Here is a 20,625-nt window from a genome sequence, read left to right as displayed (position 1 = left end):
GCGCACAATACACCCGTGTTCGGTGAGTACGCGTTCAACAGAAAACGGCCGGATTCCGCGGAGGCCGACGGCGATCCCGAGCCGGCTCCCGGCGCCCCGCCGGGAAACCTGCCGTCCGATCCGGCGGGTTTCATCGGGCGGGAGAGCGAACTCGCCGAGCTGCACGTCCTGTTGCGCTCCCGCAGGCTGACCACCCTCACCGGGGTGGGCGGCGTCGGCAAGTCGCGCCTCGCCCTGCGGGCCGTCAGCGATCCCGTACAGGCCCGGCCCGACGGGGTCTGGTGGGTGGAGCTCTCCCCGCTGCGCGACCCCGGCCTGCTCACCATGACCGTCGCCCACGCCGTCGGCCTCGCCGACCACTCCGCCCGCCCCCTCGACGAGGAGCTGTGCGCGTGGATGGCCGACAAGGAGCTGCTCCTCGTCCTCGACACCTGCGAGCACATGGTGGCCGAATGCCGCCACCTCGTGGGTGAACTCCTGCAGTCCGCCCCCGGACTGACGGTGCTGGTCACCTCCCGGGAGCCCCTCGACAGCCCCTGCGAGAAGGTCGTCGAGGTCTGCCCGCTGCCCTGCGAGGGCCCCGACAGCGACGCCCTCGCCCTGTTCCGGGCCCGGGCCGTGGCCGCGACCCCCGAGGCCGCCGCCGCCTTCGACGACCCCGAACGGGCCCGGCTCGCGGCCGAGGTGTGCCGCCGCCTCGACGGGATCCCGCTGGCCCTGGAACTCGCCGGCGCCCGACTGCGGCTGTGGACCCTGGAGCAGATGGCCCGGCGCCTGGGCACCCGCTTCGCCGTGCTCTCCGACAGCGGGCCCGGCCTGCAGCCCCGGCACCGGACGATGCGGACCGCGATCGGCTGGAGCCACGAGCTGTGCGAGCCGGTGGAACGGCTGTTGTGGGCCCGACTGTCCGTCTTCACCGGGGACTTCGACGTCGCCGCCGCCCGGGCGGTGTGCTCGGGCGGCCCGCTGCCCGCCTCCCGGGTGGAGCGGGTGCTCGCGGGACTGGTCGCGAAATCCGTCGTACGGCGCACCCTGGAGCGGGGGGCGGGCGCCCGCTACCGGATGCTGGACACCATCCGCGAGTACGGCCACGACTGGCTGACCGAGCTCGGCGAGGTGCAGACCGTCGCCGACCGGCACGCCCACTGGTACGCGGCGCTCAGCCAGGCCGCCGACCGGGGCTGGATGAGCCCGGAGCAGGTGGACTGGTACCGCAGGATGACCGCCGAGCACGCCCAACTGCGCACGGCGCTGGAGCACTTGCTCGGCGCGGACCCGGCGGCCGCGGTGGAGATGGCCGGGGCCCTGTGGTTCTTCTGGTTCTCGTGCGGGCACGTCCACGAGGGCCGGGGCTTCCTGGAACGGGCCCTGCGCAACGCCCCGGGGACGGGCGCCGCCCACACCCAGGCCCTGTGGGCCCTCGGACTGACCGCCCTGCTGCAGGGGGACATGGACGCGGCCCGGGAGTTGGGCGCGGAGTGCACCCGCGCGGCGGCCCGGCTGGCGGACCCCGAGCCGGAGCTGCGCGCCGCGTACCTGCACGGCGCCTCGGTGCTGATGCCCGGGGACCCCGTACGGGCGCTGGAGCTGGCCGGGCCCCGGGCGCGGGCCGGCCACGGCGGGCGGACCAGCGGCCCGGGCTGGCTGCTGTGCCGGCTCGCCACCGGCTACGCCCTGTGCGACCTGCAGCGCTTCGAGGAGGCCGCCGCGGAGGCCCGGGGGCTGCGCGAGGCCTGCGCGGAGCTGGGCGAGCGCTGGCTTCGGGCGTACGCGGACTACGTGCTCGCGGTCGCCGCGCTCGGGCTCGGCCAGCACGGGGAGGCGGCCCGCCACGTACGGGCGATGCTCTCCGGGAAGCGGCTGCTCGGCGACCGGTTCGGCATCGCGCTCGGCCTCGACGTGCTCGCGGCGGCGGTGGCGGCGCTGGGCGACGGGGAACTCGCGGCGCGGCTGCTGGGCACCGGGCACGCCTGGTGGCGCACCGTCGGCCGGCCGCAGATGGGCTCACCCTCGCTGACGGCCCTGCGCGACCGGGGCGAGCGCCAGGCCCGCGCGGCCATCGGGGACGAGGCCTACGAGGCCGCGTTCCTGGGCGGCACGGCGGCGTCCACCGGCTGAACTCCAGCCGGTGGGGCCGCATATGACGTCGGGGCTCCCGTCAGTACGGGAGGGGTCTGCCCGACGGTGTGCGCAGGTCCAGGTCTCGTGGTGCGGGCTTGGGGACGGGCTTGCGGATCAGCTGCTGGCGCATGCGGCCTCCTAGCTCAGACCAGGGCCGGGCGGCGGGGTTCCACCGCGCGGCCGTCGGGGAGCAGCTCACCGGTGTCGTCGAAGACCACCAGGCCGTTGCAGAGCAGGCTCCAGCCCTGTTCGGGGCGGAAGGCCACGGTGCGGGCGGCGTCGTGATCGGCGCTGTCGGCGGACGGGCAGGGGGGCTGGTGGGAGCACATGGCGCACCTCCTCGCAGTGTGGGGCGGGAGGGCCGGTGGTCACCCGGTCGAATCCGCGATCCACGGTGGCGGTGAGTATTGCTGATCGCCGCCCCCGGACGGAACCCATATTGGCGGTCCAGTTCAGGGTGTGTATGCCCGCTCACCATGCGCTCATGCCCGGTATCCGGTTCGTTCACCCGACACCCCTTGGCGGGCGCCGCCGCCGCGCCCCGCAGGGGTGTTCGCGCGGCGCGCGGGCGTGGCCGGGATCACGTTCGGCGCGGTGCCCTCGCCCGGCTGCCGCCGCGCCGGCGCGGGCTAGGGTGCCGGTGATCACCGGCCGCCCGGTGATCACCGCGAGACCCCGCGAAAACCCGAGGAGAGATCCGTGGCCACTCCGCCACCGCAGCACGGCGCCGGCCCGTACCACCCGTACGCCCCGCAGCAGGGCCCCGGACCCCACCCGTACGGCGTGCCGCCGCAGGCGGTCCCGTACGGCCACCAGCCGGTGCCGCAGGCCCCGTACGGCTGCCGTGTGTGCGGGGCCCAGCCGGCCGTGCAGGCCACCGTGCGCGGGCACCAGGGCATGGTCGTCCTCATGCGGTTCCTGCGCCAGGAGGGGCCGCTGTGCCGCGACTGCGGGCTCGCCACCTACCGCAGGATGTCCGCGGACACCCTGTGGCAGGGCTGGTGGGGACCCCTGTCGGTGTTCATCACGCCGGTCACCCTGCTGATGAACCTCGGCGCGCGGGCGCGCTTCCTCAGGCTCCCTCCCCCGGCGGGCGCCATCGTGCCCTCGCTGGACCCGGGCAAGCCGCTGTGGCGCCGGCCGTCGGCCCTGCTCTTCCTGGTGCCGATCGTGCTCCTCGCCTTCGCGCCCCCCGTCCTCGTCCTGCTGGGCCTGACGGCCGGGGACGACGAGCTGCCGAACGGCCCGGCCATCGGGACGTGCGTGCGCGACGCGGACCACCTGCGCAACGAGAAGCTGATTCCGGAGCCCTGCGGTTCCCCCCTGGCCAAGTACCTGGTCACCAAACAGCGGGGCACCGGCGGCGCGGACTGCGCCGACGGCGACCTGATCAGCGTCCCCGAGAAGTGGGTCGAGGGCGCCCACTCGCTGTGCCTCACGCCCGTGCACTGACGGGCTCACGCGCGAGGCCTAGCGGATCGGCATCTGCGAGATCGTGCGGGCGATCACCAGCCGCTGGATCTCGCTGGTGCCCTCGAAGATCGTGTAGATCGCGCTGTCGCGGTGCATGCGCTCCACCGGGTACTCGCGGGTGAACCCGTTGCCGCCGAGGATCTGGATGGCCTGGGCGGTGACCTTCTTGGCCACCTCGCTCGCGAACAGCTTCGACATGGAGCCCTCCGCCGAGGTGAAGGGCTTGCCCGCGACCGCCATCCAGGAGGCCCGCCACACGAGCAGCCGGGCCGCGTCGATGGAGGTCCGCATGTCGGCGAGCTGGAAGGCCACGCCCTGGTTGTCGATGATCGGGCGGCCGAACTGCGTACGGGTCTTGGCGTAGTCGAGGGCGACCTCGTACGCCGCGCGCGCGGTGCCGACGGCCATGGCGCCGACCGCCGGGCGGGAGGCCTCGAAGGTGGCCATGGCGGCGTTCTTCACGCGTTCGCCGGCGCCGCCGGCCTTGGCCCGCTCGTGGGCCCGCGCGAGCCGCTCGTCCAGCTTCTCCTTGCCGCCGAGCAGGCAGTTGCCGGGGACGCGGACGTCCTCCAGGACCACCTCGGCGGTGTGCGAGGCGCGGATGCCGTGCTTCTTGAACTTCTGGCCCTGGGAGAGGCCCGGGGTGTTCGGCGGCACGATGAAGGAGGCGTGGCCCTTGGTGCCGAGCTCGGGGTCGACGACGGCGACGACGATGTGGACGTTGGCGATGCCGCCGTTGGTCGCCCAGGTCTTGGTGCCGTTGAGCACCCACTCGTCCTTGGCCTGGTCGTAGACGGCGCGGGTGCGCATCGAGCCGACGTCGGAACCGGCGTCCGGCTCGGAGGAGCAGAAGGCGGCGACCTTCACGTCGTCGGGGGTGCCGTACATCTGCGGGATCCAGGTCCCGATCTGCTCCTCGGTGCCGTTGGCGACGACGCCGATGGCGGCGAGCCCGGTGCCCACGATCGACAGGGCGATGCCCGCGTCGCCCCAGAACAGCTCCTCCATGGCCATCGGGATGCCGAGGCCGGTAGGGTCGAAGAACTGCTGGGCGTAGAAGTCGAGCGAGTAGATCCCGACCTTCGCGGCCTCCTGGATGACGGGCCACGGAGTCTCTTCGCGCTCGTCCCATTCCGCGGCGGCGGGCCGGATCACCTCGGCCGCGAAGCCGTGGATCCAGTCGCGTACCTGCTTCTGGTCGTCATTGAGCTCCATGGTGAACTCCGCCATGTTCCCCTCCAGCTGTGCGTCCACCAGTGCGTTACTAGCGGTAACCCATACGGTGACCACAGTCTGTTACCGGCGAGTAGGGACTGTCAAGCAGAGCTGTCCCCAGCACAGCCGATTCGATCGCGAGGGTGTGCGGGGTGTTACGTTGCGTGGGCGTCACGCACCATCGCAAGGGCGGGGAGAGAAACACGTCATGGAGACCACTCAGCAGGCCGGCGAACCGGGAGCGGCCGAGCGCCGCAGGCGGGAGCTGCTCGAAGCGGCCGACCGGGTCGTCCTCCGGGACGGACCCAAGGCGTCCATGAACGCCATCGCGGCGGAGGCCGGCATCACCAAGCCGATCCTCTACCGGCACTTCGGCGACAAGGCCGGGCTCTACCAGGCCCTCGCCGTCCGGCACACCGACGCCCTGCTCGACTCGCTGCGGGCCGCGCTCGACGCACCGGCCGAGCGCCGCAGCCGGGTGGAGTCCACCCTCGACACCTACCTCGCGGCCATCGAGGCCCGGCCGCAGGTGTATCGGTTCCTCATGCACCCGGCCGAGGACTCCCAGGCCGCCGAGAAGGGCTTCGACGTGGGCGTGCACTCGGCCCCGCTGCTGCGCCGGCTCGGCGAGGAGCTCGCCGACGTCATCGGCGAGCGCGTGGACCTCGGCCCCGGCGGCGAACGCATGGCCCGGATCTGGGGCCACGGCATCGTGGGCATGATGCACGCCGCGGGCGACTGGTGGCTGGGAGAACGCCCCTGCGAACGCGCCGAGTTGGTCGCGGGCCTCACCGACCTGCTGTGGGGCCGGCTGGCCACGGCCGGCAACCGCGTGGACGGCCCCGGGTTCTAGGGGGTGTCCGCAAAGTCCCGCCTGCCCCGCGGCGCCCGGCACGCGCTCTCGGCGCACCGGGCGAAATCCCGAGTACGTCCAGTACACCGGCTTCCGCCCGGCACACCGAGAGCACGCACCGGACGCCGCGGGAGCGCCCTTCGGGCGCACGGCGCTACTTTGCGGACACCCCCTAGGACCTGATCGGCGATACACCCCCAGGGGGTGTCCGGCCGGGGGACCCCGCTTCAGTCCTGCTCGGCCGCCGCGGCCCGCGCACCCCACGGCGTCTTGCGGATCGCCCGCCGCAGCCGCCTGGCGCGCAGCCCGGTGACCCTGTCCGCGTAGACCGTGCCGTCGAGGTGGTCGCACTCGTGCTGGAGGCAGCGCGCGAAGAACCCGGTGCCCTCGATCCGTACGGGCGCACCGTCGGAGGTGACCCCCTCGACGACCGCGCGGTCGAAGCGGGCCGTGCCGGCCTCCAGACCGGGCAGCGACAGGCAGCCCTCGGGGCCGAGGAACTCGTCCCCGTCGGCCGCCACCAGACGCGGGTTGACGATGTGCCCGACGTGGCGCACGTCCTCGTCGTCGGGGCAGTCGTACACGAACACCCGCTGCCCGACGCCGATCTGGTTCGCGGCGAGGCCGACGCCCTCGGCGGCGTACATCGTCGCGAACATGTCTTCGATGAGCCGGTCGAGGGCCGGGCCGAAGGCGGTGACCTCTTCGCACGCCGAGTGGAGCACCGGATCGCCCAGCAGGCTCATGGTGCGGACGAGGCCGGTGGTGCCGGGGATGGGGCGCTGTCGCATGGCCGTAAGCGTACGACGGGCGAATATATGAGGAGATCCGCGGCGCCCCTGGGGCGCCGCGGTCAAGGCTCCGGCCGGTACTGGATAGGCTGGGGCCGACCGACGCAAGGAGGACAAGGGACGATGGCAGGCAACACAGAGCCGCTTTCGCCGCGGGCCAAGCTGGCCGTGACGGCGGGCAAGGCCGCGGCGGCGGTGTCGCGGGCCGCGGGACGCGGAAGCGGATCGGTGATCGGTGGCAAGGTCGCACTCAAACTCGACCCCGATCTCCTCGGAGCGCTCGCGCAGCATCTCGACGTCGTCCTCGTCTCCGCGACGAACGGCAAGACCACGACGACCCGGCTGATCGCCGAGGCCCTGCGGGCCAGCGGACCGGTCGTCTCCAACGCCCTCGGCGCGAACATGCCGGCCGGGATCACCTCCGCCCTCGCGGGCGGCTCCGACGCCAAGTACGGCGTCATCGAGGTGGACGAGAAGTACCTCGCCGGAGTGGCCCGGGACGTCACCCCCAAGGTGATCGCCCTGCTGAACCTCTCCCGCGACCAGCTGGACCGCGCCGCCGAGACCCGCATGCTCGCGGAGAAGTGGCGCGAGGGCCTCCAGGGCTCCAAGGCCGTCATCGTCGCCAACTGCGACGACCCGCTCATCGTGTGGTCGGCCTCGTCCTCGCAGAACGTGGTGTGGGTCGCCGCCGGCCAGGAGTGGAAGGACGACGCCTGGTCGTGCCCCTCCTGCGGTGGCGTCATGCAGCGCCCCGGCGACGACTGGTTCTGCGGCGAGTGCGGTTTCCGGCGCCCGGCCCCGAGCTGGGTGCTGTCCGGGGACCACGTACTGGACCCGCACGGCTCGGCCTGGCCGATCCACCTCCAGCTGCCCGGCCGCGCCAACAAGGCGAACGCCGCCACCTCGGCCGCCGTGGCCGCCGTCTTCGGCGTCCCGCCGCAGGTGGCGCTGGAGCGGATGTACCAGGTGCAGGCCGTCGCCGGCCGCTACGACGTGGTGAACTTCCAGGGCCGTGAGCTGCGGCTGCTGCTCGCGAAGAACCCGGCGGGCTGGCTCGAAACGTTTTCGCTGATCGACCCGCCGCCGACCCCGGTGATCCTCTCGGTGAATGCGCGCGGCGCCGACGGCACGGACACCTCCTGGCTGTGGGACGTGGACTACCCGCGCCTGGCCGGCCACCCGATCTTCGTGATCGGCGACCGCAAGCTGGACCTGGCGGTCCGCCTGGAGGTCGCGGGCCTGGACTTCCGCGTGTGCGAGACCCTCGACGAGGCCGTGCAGCTGGCGCCGCCCGGACAGATCGAGCTGATCGCCAACTACACCGCCTTCCAGGACGTGCGCCGCCGCGTCGGCAACTAGAACTCCCACCTGAACCGCAGAGGACAAGAGCATGAGCGACAACAGCCTGCGTCTGGTGTGGGTCTACCCGGACCTGCTGAGCACGTACGGAGACCAGGGCAACGCCCTCGTGGTGGAGCGCCGGGCGCGCCAGCGCGGCCTGGACGTGCAGCGCGTGGACGTGCGCAGCGACCAGCCCATCCCCACCTCGGGCGACATCTACCTGATCGGCGGCGGTGAGGACCGCCCGCAGCGGCTCGCCGCGGAGCGCCTGCTGCGCGACGGCGGTCTGGAGCGGGCCGTCTCGAACGGGGCGATCGTCTTCTCCGTCTGCGCCGGCTACCAGATCCTGGGCAACGAGTTCGTCAACGACATGGGCGAGCGCCAGGAGGGCCTCGGCCTGCTGGACGTGGTCACCGTGCGCGGCGAGGGCGAGCGGTGCGTCGGCGACGTGCTCGCGGACATCGACCCGCGCCTGAACCTGCCCCAGCTGACGGGCTTCGAGAACCACCAGGGCGTCACGCACCTCGGTCCGACGGCCCGCCCGTTCGCCCGGGTCTCGATGGGCCGCGGCAACGGCACCGGCGACGGCACCGAGGGCGCGTACAACGACACGGTCTTCGGCACCTACATGCACGGCCCCGTGATGGCCCGCAACCCGCAGATCGCGGACCTGCTGCTGAAGCTGGCCCTCGACGTGAACGCGCTGCCGCCCATCGACGACCGGTGGTACGAGGCGCTGCGCGCCGAGCGCATCGCGGCGGCCACGCAGCCCGCGTAACACCGCGCGGACCGCTCATCGGGGCGGCCCCGCAATCATGTGTTCGGCCCGGTTTTCCCTAGGGGGAACCGGGCCGACGTGGTTTCGCACGACGAGCATGACCAGCATGTGGAGGATGGTTCAGTCCACCGCTCCACCGCTTGTAGGGTGGCCGTAGTTCCAACCGGACGACGTGGTCCGGTCGTCGGCCCACGTTGCAAAGGTTCCCCCTGCCATGCGCATTGGTGTGCTCACTTCCGGAGGCGACTGCCCCGGCCTCAATGCCGTCATCCGCTCCGTCGTGCACCGCTCCGTCGTCGACCACGGCGACGAGGTCATCGGCTTCCACGACGGCTGGCGCGGCCTGCTGGAGTGCGACTACCGCAAGCTGGACCTCGACGCCGTGAGCGGCATCCTGGCCCGCGGCGGCACCATCCTCGGCTCCTCCCGCGTCCAGCCCGCGCACCTGCGCGACGGCGTGGAGCGGGCCCGCGGGCACGTGGCCGACCTGGGCCTGGACGCCATCATCCCGATCGGCGGCGAGGGCACCCTGAAGGCCGCGAACCTGCTCTCGCAGGCCGGCCTGCCGATCGTGGGCGTGCCGAAGACCATCGACAACGACATCGCCTCCACGGACGTCACCTTCGGCTTCGACACCGCCGTCGGCGTCGCCACCGAGGCCCTGGACCGGCTGAAGACCACCGCCGAATCCCACCAGCGCGTGATGGTCGTGGAGGTCATGGGCCGCCACACCGGCTGGATCGCCCTGCACTCGGGCATGGCGGCCGGCGCGCACGCCATCGTCGTCCCCGAGCGCCCCTTCGACATCGACGAGCTGACGGCGATCGTCGGCGAGCGCTTCTCCGCGGGCAAGCGGTTCGCGATCGTCGTGGTCGCCGAGGGCGCCAAGCCTCGCTCCGGCTCCATGGACTTCCAGGAGGGCGGCACCGACCAGTACGGGCACGAGCGCTTCGCCGGCATCGGCAACCTGCTCGCGGTCGAGCTGGAACGGCGGCTGGGCAAGGAGGCCCGTCCGGTCATCCTGGGCCACGTCCAGCGCGGCGGTACGCCGACCGCGTACGACCGGGTGCTGGCCACCCGCTTCGGCTGGCACGCGGTCGAGGCAGCGCACCGCGGCGAGTTCGGGATGCTGACCGCGCTGCGCGGCACCGAGATCGAGATGGTCCCGCTGGCCGACGCCGTGCAGACCCTCAAGACGGTCCCGGCGCAGCGGTACGACGAGGCACAGAACGTTCTGTGATGTTTCCCCCCTTCTGCGCCATAACCCCGTAATGGCCGCCCCCGGACGCGATCGCGTCCGGGGGCGGCACTACTGTGGTGGGGCACCACGGGTCAAGGGAGTGAACAGATGGATCACAGCGGTCACGGCATGGACATGCACATGGACATGGACCTGCCGCCGTTCACTCTCGGGCGCGGGCTGGAGTTCTCCTTCGACGCGTTCTTCCTGATCGGCTCGCTGGTGGGCCTCGGCCTGTACCTGTGGGGCGTGCTGCGGCTGCGCCGTCGCGGGGACGCCTGGCCGCTGGGCCGGACCATCGCCTTCACCACGGGCGTGCTGACCGTCGCCCTGGTGATGTGCACCAAGCTGAACGACTACGGCATGGTCATGTTCAGCGTGCACATGGTCCAGCACATGGTCATCAGCATGCTCTCCCCGATCCTGCTGCTGCTGGGCGCTCCCGTGACGCTGGCCCTGCGCGCGCTGCCGCCCGCCGCCCGGGGCACCAAGGGACCGCGCGAGCTGCTGCTGATGCTGCTGCACAGCCGCTACATGAAGGTGATCACCCACCCGGTCTTCACGATCCCCCTGTTCATCGCCAGCCTCTACGCCCTCTACTTCACCCCGCTCTTCGACTTCCTGATGGAGAGCAAGGCCGGGCACATCGGCATGATGGTGCACTTCCTCGCCGTCGGCCTGGTCTTCTTCTGGCCGATCATGGGCGTGGACCCGGGCCCGCACCGCCCCGGCTACGTGATGCGGATGCTGGAGCTCTTCGCGGGCATGCCGTTCCACGCCTTCTTCGGCATCGCGCTGATGATGGCGAGCGAGCCGATGATCAAGACGTACTCCGACCCGCCGGCCTCCCTCGGCATCGACCCGCTGCTCGACCAGCAGTGGGGCGGCGGCATCGCCTGGGCCTTCAGCGAGATCCCCTCGGTGCTGGTGCTGATCGCGCTGGTCTACCAGTGGTACCACTCCGAGCAGCGGGCGGCGAAGCGCTCCGACCGGGCCGCGGACCGCGACGGCGACCAGGAGCTGGAGGCGTACAACTCCTATCTCGCCTCGCTCCAAGCGCGTGGCCAGTAGCGCGGCGGTACCTTCGCGCGCGACCATGGGGCATGACCGGATCCGTTAAGGCGATGGCCGTCATGACCTTCGCCGCTCTGGTGGCCGTCGCCACGTACTCCGTGGCCCTCGGCAGCAACGGCTGGCTGTGGTTCGGCTGGGTGGTCCTCGGCCTGCTGACCGCCGGCATGGCCGCGTCCCGCAAGACCTGAAGCGGCGCCCGCGCGCCCAGCCCCCGCTCCCCGCTCCCCCGGCGGCGCCGTCCGCTCCCGGGGCCGCCTGCGAGGCCTGCCCCGAGATCCTCCCGGCTGGCGGGATTCTGGTTCGCCATGCCCATCTGGCACCGTGTCCGGCACACTGACCTGACCCCAGGTGAAGGGAAAATGCCCCGGTGTTCTACCACTTGCTCAAGCACGTGCTGCTCGGTCCGCTGCTCCGGCTGCTGTTCCGGCCGCGCATCGAGGGACTGGAGAACATCCCGGCGGAAGGGGCCGCGATCATCGCGGGCAACCACCTGTCGTTCTCCGACCACTTCCTGATGCCGGCCATCCTCAAACGCCGCATCACCTTCCTCGCGAAGGCCGAGTACTTCACCGGTCCCGGCGTGAAGGGGCGGCTGACCGCCTTCTTCTTCCGCAGCGCCGGGCAGATCCCGGTGGACCGCTCCGGCAAGGACGCCGGGCAGGCAGCGCTGCGCGAGGGGCTCGGGGTACTGGCCAAGGGCGAGCTGCTGGGCATCTACCCGGAGGGCACCCGCTCGCACGACGGCCGGCTCTACAAGGGCAAGGTGGGCGTGGCCGCGATGGCGCTCGGGGCCGGGGTGCCCGTCGTACCGTGCGCGATGGTCGGCACCTTCGAGATCCAGCCGCCCGGGCAGAAGATCCCGAACATCCGGCGGGTGACGATCCGCTTCGGCAAGCCGCTGGAATTCTCCCGGTACGACGGGATGGAGGGCGAGCGGGCCGTTCTGCGGGCCGTCACCGACGAGATCATGTACGCGGTCCTCAACCTGTCCGGCCAGGAGTACGTCGACCGGTACGCCGCCGAGGTCAAGGCGGAAGAGGAGGAGGCGCGGAAGAAGGCCCGGCGCAAGACGCGCTGAGCCTTCTCCCGTGCCGTGCCCTACCGAGCCCCGCCGGGCTCTGCCGGCCTTAGCGGACGGCGGGCAGCTCCTCCAGCGCCGGGAGCGCCGAGGCCGGAGCCTTGACCAGCGACTTCGCGGCGGCCGGGGCCGGGGGGACCGGCGTGGCGTGCGGGCCGCACTTCACGTCCTTGGCGTCCACCTTGCCGGTCAGCAGGTAGGCGTCCACGCGGGTGTTGATGCAGGGGTTCACCAGGCTGGTGACACCGTGCGAGCCGGCGTTCTGCTCGGTGATCAGACGCGAACCGGCCAGGCGGCGGTGCAGCTCGACGCCACCCTCGTACGGGGTCGCGGCGTCGCGCTCGGACTGGACGATCAGGACCGGCGGCAGACCGCGCTTGGCACCGACCTCGATCGGGTTGCTCTGCTTGGACTTCCAGGTCGCGCAGGGCAGGTTCATCCACGCGTTGGACCAGGTCAGGAACGGGTACTTCTCGTTCAGCTTGGTGTTGTCCCGGTCCCACTTGGCCCAGCTGGTCGGCCACTTGGCGTCGGCGCACTCGACCGCGGTGTAGACCGCGTTGCTGTTCTCGGACGCGGCGTTGCCCTTGGTGTCCGACATGTCCGGGGCGATGGCCTCGATCAGCGGCTTCTCGTCACCGGCGGCCCAGGCGCTGAACGCCTGCGCGACCGGGACCCACGAGGAGTCGTAGTACGGGGCGCCCTGGAAGAAGCCGATGAGCTCGTTCGGGCCGACGACGCCGCCCAGCGGGTTGGCCTTGGCCTGGGCGCGCAGCTGCTGGTACTTGGCCTCGACCTTGGCGCGGCTGTCGCCGAGGTGGAAGACGGAGTCGTACTTGGCGACCCAGTCCTGCCAGTCGTTCCAGCGCGTCTGGAAGGCGACGTCCTGGTCCAGGTTGGCCTGGTACCAGATGTTGTCCGTGTCCGGGTTGACCACGCTGTCGACGATCATGCGGCGCACGTGGGTCGGGAACAGCGTCGCGTAGACGCCGCCCAGGTAGGTGCCGTAGGAGACGCCGAGGTAGTTCAGCTTCTTCTCACCGAGGGCGGCCCGGATGACGTCCAGGTCGCGCGCGGTGTTCGGCGTGGTCATGTGCGGCAGCATCTCGCCGCTGCGCTCCTTGCAGCCGTCCGCGTACTCGGCGGCGAGCTTGCGCTGGGCGCGCTTGTCCGCCTCGTTGGACGGGACCGGGTCGGCCTTCGGAGCCTTGACGAACTCCTGCGGGTCGATGCAGGAGATCGGGGCGGAGTGGCCGACGCCGCGGGGGTCGAAGCCCACGAAGTCGTAGGCCTTGGAGGTGTTGACCCACAGCGGGCTCTTGGTGGTGACCCGGCGCGGGAAGCGCATGCCGGAGCCGCCGGGACCGCCGGGGTTGTAGACGAGCGCGCCCTGGCGCTCCTCCTTGGTACCGGTGCTGCCGATCCGGTCGACCGCGAGGTCGATGGTCTTGCCGAACGGCTTGGAGTAGTCCAGCGGGACCTTGACCCAGCCGCACTGGATCGGTGCCTCGAAGCCCCAGTCGGCGGGGCAGTCTTTCCACTCGACCCCGGTGGCGGCGGCACGGGCGGCGGCGAGCTGGACGCCCAGCGCCTCCGGGAACCCGCTGTTCTGGCTGGACGAAGCCGCCGCGGCCGGCGGGGCCAGCAGCAGACCCGCGGCCAGCGCTCCGGTGATCAGAGTGGCAGCGCTCCCCAGCGCTGCAGTGCGTATCACGTGGTTGTTCCCCCTGCGTCAGACCCGGCCGGAGAAGGCCGGGTTGGTCGGGTCGGTCGGTCGGTCGAACACAGGGATCCTTTCGCCTGACCTACACCTGACAACAGAGCGGGGTCGCGTTCTTTGCCAACCCGATAACCGGAAAGGCGTGTACCGCTGAGCGGTGCCCCATTCGTCCCAGGTTCGCTCAGCAGTTACCAGCCGTACCTGCGACACGCCGCGTCGAGTACCTCGCGCAGCCGCAGCGCGTCCGGAGCCAGGGCCGTCACGAGCACGGCCGGACCGGCCAGCGGGGTGACGGCCGCGAACTCCCCGAGCACCGCGGCGCCCGGCGCCGATGTGGCGAACTCCGGGTCCACGACCAGGAGCTGGCCGAGGGCCCGGTGGCCGGCGAGCCCCGCCGGACCGTCCCAGCCGCCGGGCGCCCCCGGTCCGCAGGCCAGTTCCTGGTCCAGCAGCGGGCGTCCGCCCCGGGTCACGGTGAGCCTGCTGCGCAGCAGGCCCGGCGCCTCCCCCGTACGGCCCAGTACCTGCTCCTCGCGCAGCAGCAGCCGGGCCGTGGGGGCGAGTTCGGCGCGGGTGCGCACCCGCAGGTCGCTGCCGCGTACGGAGACGAGCGGCTCCGGCAGCCACCGCAGCGCCGAGTCCTCGGCCAGGGTCAGCCGTACGTCGTACCGCGCGGGCGCACCATCGCGGCCGGGCAGCGCCAGGGTGGCGGCCGCCGAGGCCAGGGCGAGCCGGGCCCCCGGGCCGGTGGCGGCCTCCACCGTGAGGTGGTCCCCGCCGAGCGGGGCGCTCATCGCGCCGACCAGCATCACGCCGGCCTCGGCGGGCGTGCCGCGGGTGCGGCGCAGCGCGAGCGGCCCTTCCCCGGCGAGCAGGGGCAGGGCGGTTCCGCCGCGGCCGTCGGCGACGGCGGAGATCCGGGCGGTGGCGCGTACGCCGGTCCGGGCCGGGGCGGGCCGGCTCCGGACGGCCGGCTCCGAGGCGGCCGGGCCGGGCGGGGCCTGGGCCGGCGGGGCGGGAGGCGGCGCGGCGGGCGGTGCGACAGGGGGTGCGGCAGGGGGTGCGCCGACCACCGTGGGACTCACCGTGCGGCCCAGGCGGCGATCCGCTCGCGCACCCACCCGGCCACCGGAGCCACGCCCTCCGCGCCGCGCAGCGACTGGAAGGCGACGGGCAGGTCCCCGCGCTGCTCGGCGGCGTCGCGGGCCATCCGGTCCAGGTCGGAGCCCACGTAGGGGGCGAGGTCGGTCTTGTTGACGACGAGCAGGTCGGCGGTGGTGACGCCGGGGCCGCCCTTGCGCGGGATGTCGTCGCCGCCCGCCACGTCGATGACGAAGATCTGGGCGTCGACGAGGCCGCGGGAGAAGGTGGCCGTGAGGTTGTCGCCGCCGGACTCGACGAGGATCAGGTCGAGCGGGCCGACCGTCTCCTCCAGCTCCTCCACCGCCTCCAGGTTGGCGGAGATGTCATCGCGGATGGCGGTGTGCGGACAGGCACCGGTCTCGACCGCGGTGATCCGCTCGGGCGGCAGGACGGCCTCGCGGAGCAGGAACTCGGCGTCCTCCCGGGTGTAGATGTCATTGGTGACGACGGCCATGGACAGTTCGGCGCGCAGGACGCGGCAGAGCGCGGCGACGGTGGCGGTCTTCCCGGAGCCGACGGGTCCGCCGAGTCCGATGCGCAGGGCGCGGCGCGAGCCGTCCGCCCGTACGGGCTCGGCACTGTGGGTGTGGCGCCGGGGGTAGGTCGTGCCGTGGTCGAGGTGCATGGGGATCTCCGGTCGTGGAGGTGTCAGGGGGACGTCAGGAGGCGAACAGCCGGACCGGCCAGTCGGCATGGACCTGCGCCGCGATGTCCAGCAGCGGCGAGGAGGCCGCGGGCAGGGCGTCGGGCCCCTCCCGCCGGGCCCGGTGCGCGGCCCGTGCGGCCCGGCCGGATACCGCGTCGAGCTCGGGGGCGAGGCGGGCGAGGACCCCGCTCGCCTCGAAGGGGTCCAGGCCGAGCAGCCGTACCGTCGCGGTCGCCGGTCCGCTCACGCTCTCGTACGCCGCCACGTGCGCGGCCTCCGGCGGCCCGAGCCCGGCCGCCCGGGCGGTGAGCCCGAGCACCACCGGCTGGTGCGCCCCGCGCGGGAAGGCCGCGGCGAGCGCGTCGAGTTCGGCGGCGGGCCAGGTGGCCCGGGCGGCCCGCAGCAGCTGCCGGCCCAGCCGCCGGGCCGCGGTGCGCAGCGCGGGCGAGGGCGTACGGGCGTCGGCCACGGCGTCGAGGACCGCCGGGTCGAGCCCGAGGGCCGCGGCCGCGGCGAGTCCGGCGGCGGTGAGTCCGGCCGTGTGGAGCCGGCCGCGGCAGAACTCCTCCAGGGTGGCGGCGTCGTGGATCCGGCCGGCCTTGCAGGCCGCCTCGGCCCCGCCGGAGTGGGCGTGGCCGCCGGCGGGGAAGCGTCCGTCGGCGAGGACGAGCAGGGCGGCGAGGCTCATGGGGCCGCCGCCATCGGCAGGGGCGCCATCTCAGAAGAGGAAGTATCGCTGTGCCATGGGCAGTTCCGCGGCGGGCGCGGGCTCCACCACCTCGCCGTCGATGGTGACGGTGAAGGTGTCCGCGTCCACCTCGACCCTCGGCATCGCGTCGTTGTTGCGCATGTCCGCCTTCCCCACCTTGCGGGTGCTCTCGATGGCCACGAACCGCTTGCCGAGTCCGAGCCGTTCGGGCAGCTCGTCGTCGAGCGCGGCCTGCGCGGTGAAGTTGACCGAGTTCAGCCCCGGGGCCCGGCCGTGGCCGCCGAACATCGGGCGGGGCAGCACCGGCTGCGGGGTCGGGATGGAGGCGTTGGCGTCGCCCATCTGCGCGTAGGCGATCTGACCGCCCTTGATGACCACTTCGGGCTTGACCCCGAAGAAGGCGGGCGTCCACAGCACGAGGTCGGCGAGCTTGCCGGTCTCCACCGAGCCGATCTCCCGCGCGAGGCCCTGGGCGACGGCGGGGTTGATCGTGTACTTGGCGACGTAGCGGCGGGCGCGGTGGTTGTCGGCCGGTCCGTCGCCGGGCAGGAAGCCGCGCCGCTTCTTCATGACGTGGGCGGTCTGCCAGGTGCGCATCACGACCTCGCCGACGCGGCCCATGGCCTGGGCGTCGGAGGAGATGATCGAGATGGCGCCGAGGTCGTGCAGGACGTCCTCGGCGGCGATGGTCGAGGGCCTGATCCGGGACTCGGCGAAGGCCAGGTCCTCGGGGACGGCCGGGTTGAGGTGGTGGCAGACCATCAGCATGTCGAGGTGTTCCTCGATGGTGTTGACGGTGTGCGGCCGGGTCGGGTTGGTGGAGCTGGGCAGGATGTTCGGCTCGGAGACCACGGTGATGATGTCGGGTGCGTGCCCGCCGCCCGCGCCCTCGGTGTGGTACGAGTGGATCGTCCGCCCGGCGATGGCGGCGAGGGTGTCGCCGACGAATCCGGCTTCGTTGAGGGTGTCGGTGTGGACGGCGACCTGGGCGCCGGTCTCCTCGCAGACGCTCAGGCAGGCGTCGATGACGGCGGGGGTGGCCCCCCAGTCCTCGTGGATCTTGAACCCGAGGGCGCCGCCGCGCAGCTGGGAGTGCATGGCCTCGCGGGACATGGTGTTGCCCTTGCCCAGCAGGCCGATGTTGACGGGGTGGGACTCCAGGGCCGCGAACATCCGGGCGAGGTGCCAGGGCCCGGGCGTGACGGTGGTGGCCTTGGTGCCCTCGGCGGGGCCGGTGCCGCCGCCGACGAGGGTGGTGATGCCGGAGGCGAGGGCCTCGTCGACGATGGTCGGCGAGATGAAGTGCACGTGGGCGTCGATGGCGCCCGCCGTGACGATCTTCCCGTTGCCCGCGATGATCTCGGTCTCGGGGCCGATCACGAGGGCGGGGTCCACCCCGTCCATGGTGTCGGGGTTGCCGGCCTTGCCGATGCCGCAGATGCGGCCGTCGCGGATGCCGATGTCGGCCTTGACGATGCCCCAGTGGTCGAGGACGACGACTCCCGTGATCACGGTGTCGGGGGCGCCCTCGGCGCGCGTGGTGCGGGCCTGCCCCATGGACTCGCGGATCACCTTGCCGCCGCCGAACACGGCCTCGTCGCCGGAGCGTCCGGGCCCTCCACTGAGGTCCCGTTCGATCTCGACGAAGAGGTCGGTGTCGGCGAGCCGGATGCGGTCGCCCGCGGTCGGCCCGAAGAGGTCGGCGTACGCGCGGCGGTCGAGCTCAGCCATCGAGCGGCCCCCCGGTCTCCCCGCGCAGGCCGGGCACGGAGCGCAGCCCTCCCAGCGGTACGAGTTCCACGGCGACGGGGATGCCCGGCTCGAAGCGCACGGCGGTGCCGGCGGCGATGTTGAGCCGCAGCCCGCGGGCGGCGGGGCGGTCGAAGTCGAGGCCGGGGTTGGCCTCGGCGAAGTGGTAGTGGGAGCCGACCTGGACGGGGCGGTCGGCGGCGTTGAGCACGGTGAGGCGGGTGACGGGCCGGCCCTCGTTGAGGCGCACCGGGCCGTCCCCGTGGACGATTTCGCCGGGGATCATGCGGGTTCTCCCCTTCAGACGATCGGGTCGTGGACGGTGACGAGCTTGGTGCCGTCCGGGAAGGTCGCCTCCACCTGGACGTCGTGGATCATCTCGGGGATCCCCTCCATCACCTGGGCACGGCTGAGCACGGTGCGGCCGGAGGCCATGAGCTCGGCCACGGTCCGCCCGTCGCGGGCCCCTTCGAGGATGTGCGAGGTGATCAGGGCGACCGCCTCGGGGTGGTTGAGGAGAACGCCGCGCGCCTTGCGCTTCTCGGCCACGTCCGCGGCCACGTGGATGAGCAGTCGTTCCTGCTCGTGCGGTGTCAGTTGCACTCGTATCACCAAGTTTCCGGGGACCAGATCAGCGTCGCGCCGGGCCGACCCTAACGGCCTTCAACACTCTGTTGACCTGCGCATATCCGAGCTAAGCCTCTCTTGCCCAACGCAGAGAAAGGCTTTCCGTCCCGAGCACCGGCGCTTTGCCGAAGGATGGGTGATCATTGACGGAAACGCCGTGCCCGCCACGCTAGGCGCCGTGTTTTTCCGCCGCGTTAACCCACGTTTCGGGAAGGCACCCGGTTCAACTCCCGGCCCGTACCGGCCCGGTTCCGTATACGGACGCCCGGCAGGAGCCGAGCGCGGCTCAACAGCCGGAGACGCTCTTGGCGGGGGCCCCGACGGGCCACGGCAGGGCGATCCAGACGGTCTTGCCGCCGTCCTCGGTGGGGCTGACCGAGAGTCGGCCGCCCGCTTCGGCGGTGAGCCAGCGGATGATGACCATCCCCCGGCCGTTGTCCTGCTGGACGGCGGCGGGCAGGCGCCTGGGCCAGCGCGGGTGACTGTCGGTCACCCCGACGCGCAGCCACTCCCCGCGCTCGAGGCGGACGTCGACGGTGAAGGTGGGCGACTGGCCGAAGGTGTGCTGGACGGCGTTGGTGGCGAGCTCCGAGACGATCAGCCGGACGCTGTCCGCGGTGTCGGCCTCGTCGGGCAGTCCCCATTCACCGAGCACCTCCGCGACGTAGCGGCGGGCGGTGGCGACCGAGGCGGGATCGCTCGGCAGAGTGACGGATGCTTCCTGGTGGTCTGCCATGGCGACGGTCCCTTTCCCACCGGGGCGAACCGCCCCGGATCTGTGCTGGACGCCAGAGTGCCACCCATCGTCCCGCCGGTGCTGCCGTTCCCCCAAGATATGCATATATCTGTCGCTCAATGCGGTGAACTCTGCTACGGAAGAGCGTATTTGGGCGGCAGACTGGTGCGAGCTGTGCCGGTGGAAGGAGGCGGGTATGCAGCACGGTCCCGCGGTGCGTCGGCGCAAGCTCGGCGAGGAACTGCGCGCGCTGCGCGACCGGACCGGACTCACCAGTGGTGAGGCCGCCCGGATCGCGGGGTGGCACCAGTCGAAAATCAGCCGCATCGAGACAGGGCGCAGTGGCGTGAAACCGGAGGACATCCGCCTCCTCCTCGATGTGTACGGAGAGGTCGTCAGCCCCGAGCAGCGGGCGCTGCTGGAGGCCCTGTCGGCTTCCGCCGCGGGGCCCGGAGCCGGAAGCGGCGAGGCCGGGCGCGGCCGTCAGTGGTGGCACGACTACCGGGGCCTGCTGCCCCAGGAGTACCGGGACTTCATCAGCCTGGAGGCGAGCGCCCGATCGGCCCGCACGGTCGAACTCTCCGTGGTGCCCGGCCTGCTGCAGACCCCGGAGTACGCGCGGGCGGTGACCCGGGCCGCGCTGGGCGGGCTGCCCGAGCCCAAGGTGGACGCGCTGGTCGACGTACGGTTGGCCCGGCAGTCGGTGCTGCGGGCGGATCCGCCGCTGGAGCTGAGCGCCGTGCTGGACGAGGCGGTGCTGCGGCGGCAGATCGGCGGGCCCGGAGTGATGGCGGCGCAATTGCGGCATCTGGCGCAGGTCGCCCGACTGCCCCAAGTGAGGCTGCAGGTACTGCCGTTCAGCGTGGGGGGCCATCTCGGCCTGACAGGACCGTTCGTAATTTTCTCATTTCCGAACATCGCCGATCTGGATGTGGTGGTCCTCGACCATTTGACGAGTAGCCTCTACCTGGAGCGGAAGGAAGACCTCGAGGCGTACAGCGCCGCATTCCGCACCATCCAGGCGCACGCCCTACCGCCCCAGGACTCGTCGGATCTCATCAGCTCACTCGCTGACGACGCGTAAGGAGGCACCCCCGTGTCCGCAACCCCCCTCTCCACCAGCGGACTTCTGATCAGCGCGCGGTGGCGGCGGAGCAGCCGCAGCACCGGAATGAACAACTGCGTGGAAACCGCCGTCCTCGGTGGCGGCGGCCTGCTGGCCGTCCGCGACTCGAAGCGGACGGACGGCCCGGCCGTGCTCTTCACCGGGCCGGCCTGGGACGGCTTCCTCGCAGCCGTACGGGCAGACGCGGACGTACTCGCGTGAG

The 20,625-nt window shown here is 72.3% G+C and carries 22 protein-coding genes; 11 read left to right on the top strand and 11 right to left on the bottom strand.

The window, feature by feature from the left end; genetic code table 11:
• Positions 1–15 precede the first annotated feature (15 nt).
• Positions 16–2,118: an ATP-binding protein gene (locus ACFYZS_RS26750; protein WP_389017531.1), complete on the top strand. Its 2,103-nt coding sequence runs from the start codon at positions 16–18 to the stop codon at positions 2,116–2,118.
• Positions 2,119–2,264: 146 nt separating this feature from the next.
• On the opposite strand, the gene ACFYZS_RS26745 is transcribed toward ACFYZS_RS26750, so the two are convergent.
• Positions 2,265–2,450, bottom strand: coding sequence for a DUF5999 family protein (locus tag ACFYZS_RS26745; RefSeq protein ID WP_030158228.1), 186 nt, complete (start codon positions 2,448–2,450; stop codon positions 2,265–2,267).
• Positions 2,451–2,820: 370 nt separating this feature from the next.
• Between ACFYZS_RS26745 and ACFYZS_RS26740 the strand changes: the two genes are divergently transcribed.
• Positions 2,821–3,573: a hypothetical protein gene (locus ACFYZS_RS26740; RefSeq protein WP_389017528.1), complete on the top strand. Its 753-nt coding sequence runs from the start codon at positions 2,821–2,823 to the stop codon at positions 3,571–3,573.
• Between the two features lie 18 nt (positions 3,574–3,591).
• On the opposite strand, the gene ACFYZS_RS26735 is transcribed toward ACFYZS_RS26740, so the two are convergent.
• Complete coding sequence (locus ACFYZS_RS26735) at positions 3,592–4,824, bottom strand: acyl-CoA dehydrogenase family protein (RefSeq protein ID WP_389017894.1); 1,233 nt, start codon at positions 4,822–4,824, stop codon at positions 3,592–3,594.
• A gap of 193 nt (positions 4,825–5,017) precedes the next feature.
• Here ACFYZS_RS26735 and ACFYZS_RS26730 point away from each other — a divergent pair, with 193 nt between their 5' ends.
• Positions 5,018–5,662, top strand: coding sequence for a TetR family transcriptional regulator (locus ACFYZS_RS26730; RefSeq protein ID WP_389017525.1), 645 nt, complete (start codon positions 5,018–5,020; stop codon positions 5,660–5,662).
• Between the two features lie 227 nt (positions 5,663–5,889).
• Here the strand turns inward: ACFYZS_RS26730 and def are convergent, their stop codons facing one another.
• Positions 5,890–6,453 carry a peptide deformylase gene (def, locus tag ACFYZS_RS26725; protein ID WP_389017522.1) on the bottom strand — a complete coding sequence of 188 codons (564 nt, stop codon included), beginning with the start codon at positions 6,451–6,453 and terminating at the stop codon, positions 5,890–5,892.
• A 123-nt stretch (positions 6,454–6,576) separates the two neighbouring features.
• On the opposite strand from def, the gene ACFYZS_RS26720 reads away from it, so the two are divergent.
• The 6 genes from ACFYZS_RS26720 to ACFYZS_RS26695 all read left to right on the top strand — a co-directional run bounded on the left by ACFYZS_RS26720 (position 6,577) and on the right by ACFYZS_RS26695 (position 11,967).
• Positions 6,577–7,815, top strand: coding sequence for a MurT ligase domain-containing protein (locus ACFYZS_RS26720; RefSeq protein WP_030158239.1), 1,239 nt, complete (start codon positions 6,577–6,579; stop codon positions 7,813–7,815).
• Between the two features lie 31 nt (positions 7,816–7,846).
• Positions 7,847–8,575, top strand: a complete 729-nt coding sequence (locus ACFYZS_RS26715; protein WP_327131155.1) for a glutamine amidotransferase — start codon at positions 7,847–7,849, stop codon at positions 8,573–8,575.
• Between the two features lie 214 nt (positions 8,576–8,789).
• Positions 8,790–9,815 (top strand): 6-phosphofructokinase, encoded by a 1,026-nt coding sequence (locus tag ACFYZS_RS26710; protein WP_389017518.1) that lies wholly within the window; start codon positions 8,790–8,792, stop codon positions 9,813–9,815.
• Positions 9,816–9,923: 108 nt separating this feature from the next.
• Positions 9,924–10,886 carry a cytochrome c oxidase assembly protein gene (locus ACFYZS_RS26705; RefSeq protein WP_389017515.1) on the top strand — a complete coding sequence of 321 codons (963 nt, stop codon included), beginning with the start codon at positions 9,924–9,926 and terminating at the stop codon, positions 10,884–10,886.
• Between the two features lie 32 nt (positions 10,887–10,918).
• Entirely contained in the window at positions 10,919–11,077 is a 159-nt protein-coding gene (locus ACFYZS_RS26700) for a hypothetical protein (RefSeq protein WP_165937333.1), read from the top strand.
• Positions 11,078–11,256: 179 nt separating this feature from the next.
• Positions 11,257–11,967 carry a lysophospholipid acyltransferase family protein gene (locus tag ACFYZS_RS26695; RefSeq protein ID WP_389017512.1) on the top strand — a complete coding sequence of 237 codons (711 nt, stop codon included), beginning with the start codon at positions 11,257–11,259 and terminating at the stop codon, positions 11,965–11,967.
• 49 nt (positions 11,968–12,016) lie between these two features.
• On the opposite strand, the gene ACFYZS_RS26690 is transcribed toward ACFYZS_RS26695, so the two are convergent.
• The 8 genes from ACFYZS_RS26690 to ACFYZS_RS26655 form a co-directional block, all read right to left on the bottom strand.
• Complete coding sequence (locus tag ACFYZS_RS26690) at positions 12,017–13,681, bottom strand: alpha/beta hydrolase (RefSeq protein WP_389017509.1); 1,665 nt, start codon at positions 13,679–13,681, stop codon at positions 12,017–12,019.
• A gap of 194 nt (positions 13,682–13,875) precedes the next feature.
• Positions 13,876–14,604, bottom strand: coding sequence for an urease accessory protein UreD (locus ACFYZS_RS26685; RefSeq protein WP_389017891.1), 729 nt, complete (start codon positions 14,602–14,604; stop codon positions 13,876–13,878).
• 164 nt (positions 14,605–14,768) lie between these two features.
• Complete coding sequence (ureG, locus tag ACFYZS_RS26680; protein WP_389017507.1) at positions 14,769–15,455, bottom strand: urease accessory protein UreG; 687 nt, start codon at positions 15,453–15,455, stop codon at positions 14,769–14,771.
• 34 nt (positions 15,456–15,489) lie between these two features.
• Entirely contained in the window at positions 15,490–16,164 is a 675-nt protein-coding gene (locus ACFYZS_RS26675) for an urease accessory protein UreF (protein ID WP_389017505.1), read from the bottom strand.
• Positions 16,165–16,194: 30 nt separating this feature from the next.
• Entirely contained in the window at positions 16,195–17,916 is a 1,722-nt protein-coding gene (locus ACFYZS_RS26670; RefSeq protein ID WP_389017503.1) for an urease subunit alpha, read from the bottom strand.
• A complete protein-coding gene (locus tag ACFYZS_RS26665; RefSeq protein ID WP_389017501.1) occupies positions 17,909–18,220 on the bottom strand; it encodes an urease subunit beta in 312 nt (103 codons plus the stop codon). The genes ACFYZS_RS26670 and ACFYZS_RS26665 overlap by 8 nt, the downstream gene beginning before the upstream one ends.
• A 14-nt stretch (positions 18,221–18,234) precedes the next feature.
• Positions 18,235–18,537, bottom strand: coding sequence for an urease subunit gamma (locus ACFYZS_RS26660; protein ID WP_389017498.1), 303 nt, complete (start codon positions 18,535–18,537; stop codon positions 18,235–18,237).
• Positions 18,538–18,847: 310 nt separating this feature from the next.
• Positions 18,848–19,297 carry an ATP-binding protein gene (locus tag ACFYZS_RS26655; protein WP_132758724.1) on the bottom strand — a complete coding sequence of 150 codons (450 nt, stop codon included), beginning with the start codon at positions 19,295–19,297 and terminating at the stop codon, positions 18,848–18,850.
• Positions 19,298–19,493: 196 nt separating this feature from the next.
• Here ACFYZS_RS26655 and ACFYZS_RS26650 point away from each other — a divergent pair, with 196 nt between their 5' ends.
• Positions 19,494–20,381, top strand: a complete 888-nt coding sequence (locus ACFYZS_RS26650; RefSeq protein WP_389017493.1) for a helix-turn-helix domain-containing protein — start codon at positions 19,494–19,496, stop codon at positions 20,379–20,381.
• 12 nt (positions 20,382–20,393) lie between these two features.
• Positions 20,394–20,624 carry a DUF397 domain-containing protein gene (locus tag ACFYZS_RS26645; RefSeq protein ID WP_229342465.1) on the top strand — a complete coding sequence of 77 codons (231 nt, stop codon included), beginning with the start codon at positions 20,394–20,396 and terminating at the stop codon, positions 20,622–20,624.
• Position 20,625: the final 1 nt, after the last annotated feature.

The organism is Streptomyces sp. NPDC001903, from assembly GCF_042891345.1.
In the GTDB taxonomy this organism is placed as follows: domain Bacteria; phylum Actinomycetota; class Actinomycetes; order Streptomycetales; family Streptomycetaceae; genus Streptomyces.
Note: the sequence above shows the minus strand (reverse complement) of the source record. Positions and strands in the feature narration are given on the sequence as shown.

Bases quoted from the DNA above. Each gene is read 5' to 3' on its own strand.
- ACFYZS_RS26745 (WP_030158228.1), bottom strand. From the start codon at position 2,450: ATGTGCTCCCACCAGCCCCCCTGCCCGTCCGCCGACAGCGCCGATCAC.
- ACFYZS_RS26735 (WP_389017894.1), bottom strand. From the start codon at position 4,824: ATGGCGGAGTTCACCATGGAGCTCAATGACGACCAGAAGCAGGTACGC.
- ACFYZS_RS26730 (WP_389017525.1), top strand. From the start codon at position 5,018: ATGGAGACCACTCAGCAGGCCGGCGAACCGGGAGCGGCCGAGCGCCGC.
- def (WP_389017522.1), bottom strand. From the start codon at position 6,453: ATGCGACAGCGCCCCATCCCCGGCACCACCGGCCTCGTCCGCACCATG.
- ACFYZS_RS26720 (WP_030158239.1), top strand. From the start codon at position 6,577: ATGGCAGGCAACACAGAGCCGCTTTCGCCGCGGGCCAAGCTGGCCGTG.
- ACFYZS_RS26715 (WP_327131155.1), top strand. From the start codon at position 7,847: ATGAGCGACAACAGCCTGCGTCTGGTGTGGGTCTACCCGGACCTGCTG.
- ACFYZS_RS26710 (WP_389017518.1), top strand. From the start codon at position 8,790: ATGCGCATTGGTGTGCTCACTTCCGGAGGCGACTGCCCCGGCCTCAAT.
- ACFYZS_RS26705 (WP_389017515.1), top strand. From the start codon at position 9,924: ATGGATCACAGCGGTCACGGCATGGACATGCACATGGACATGGACCTG.
- ACFYZS_RS26700 (WP_165937333.1), top strand. From the start codon at position 10,919: ATGACCGGATCCGTTAAGGCGATGGCCGTCATGACCTTCGCCGCTCTG.
- ureG (WP_389017507.1), bottom strand. From the start codon at position 15,455: ATGCACCTCGACCACGGCACGACCTACCCCCGGCGCCACACCCACAGT.
- ACFYZS_RS26675 (WP_389017505.1), bottom strand. From the start codon at position 16,164: ATGAGCCTCGCCGCCCTGCTCGTCCTCGCCGACGGACGCTTCCCCGCC.
- ACFYZS_RS26670 (WP_389017503.1), bottom strand. From the start codon at position 17,916: ATGGCTGAGCTCGACCGCCGCGCGTACGCCGACCTCTTCGGGCCGACC.
- ACFYZS_RS26665 (WP_389017501.1), bottom strand. From the start codon at position 18,220: ATGATCCCCGGCGAAATCGTCCACGGGGACGGCCCGGTGCGCCTCAAC.
- ACFYZS_RS26655 (WP_132758724.1), bottom strand. From the start codon at position 19,297: ATGGCAGACCACCAGGAAGCATCCGTCACTCTGCCGAGCGATCCCGCC.
- ACFYZS_RS26650 (WP_389017493.1), top strand. From the start codon at position 19,494: ATGCAGCACGGTCCCGCGGTGCGTCGGCGCAAGCTCGGCGAGGAACTG.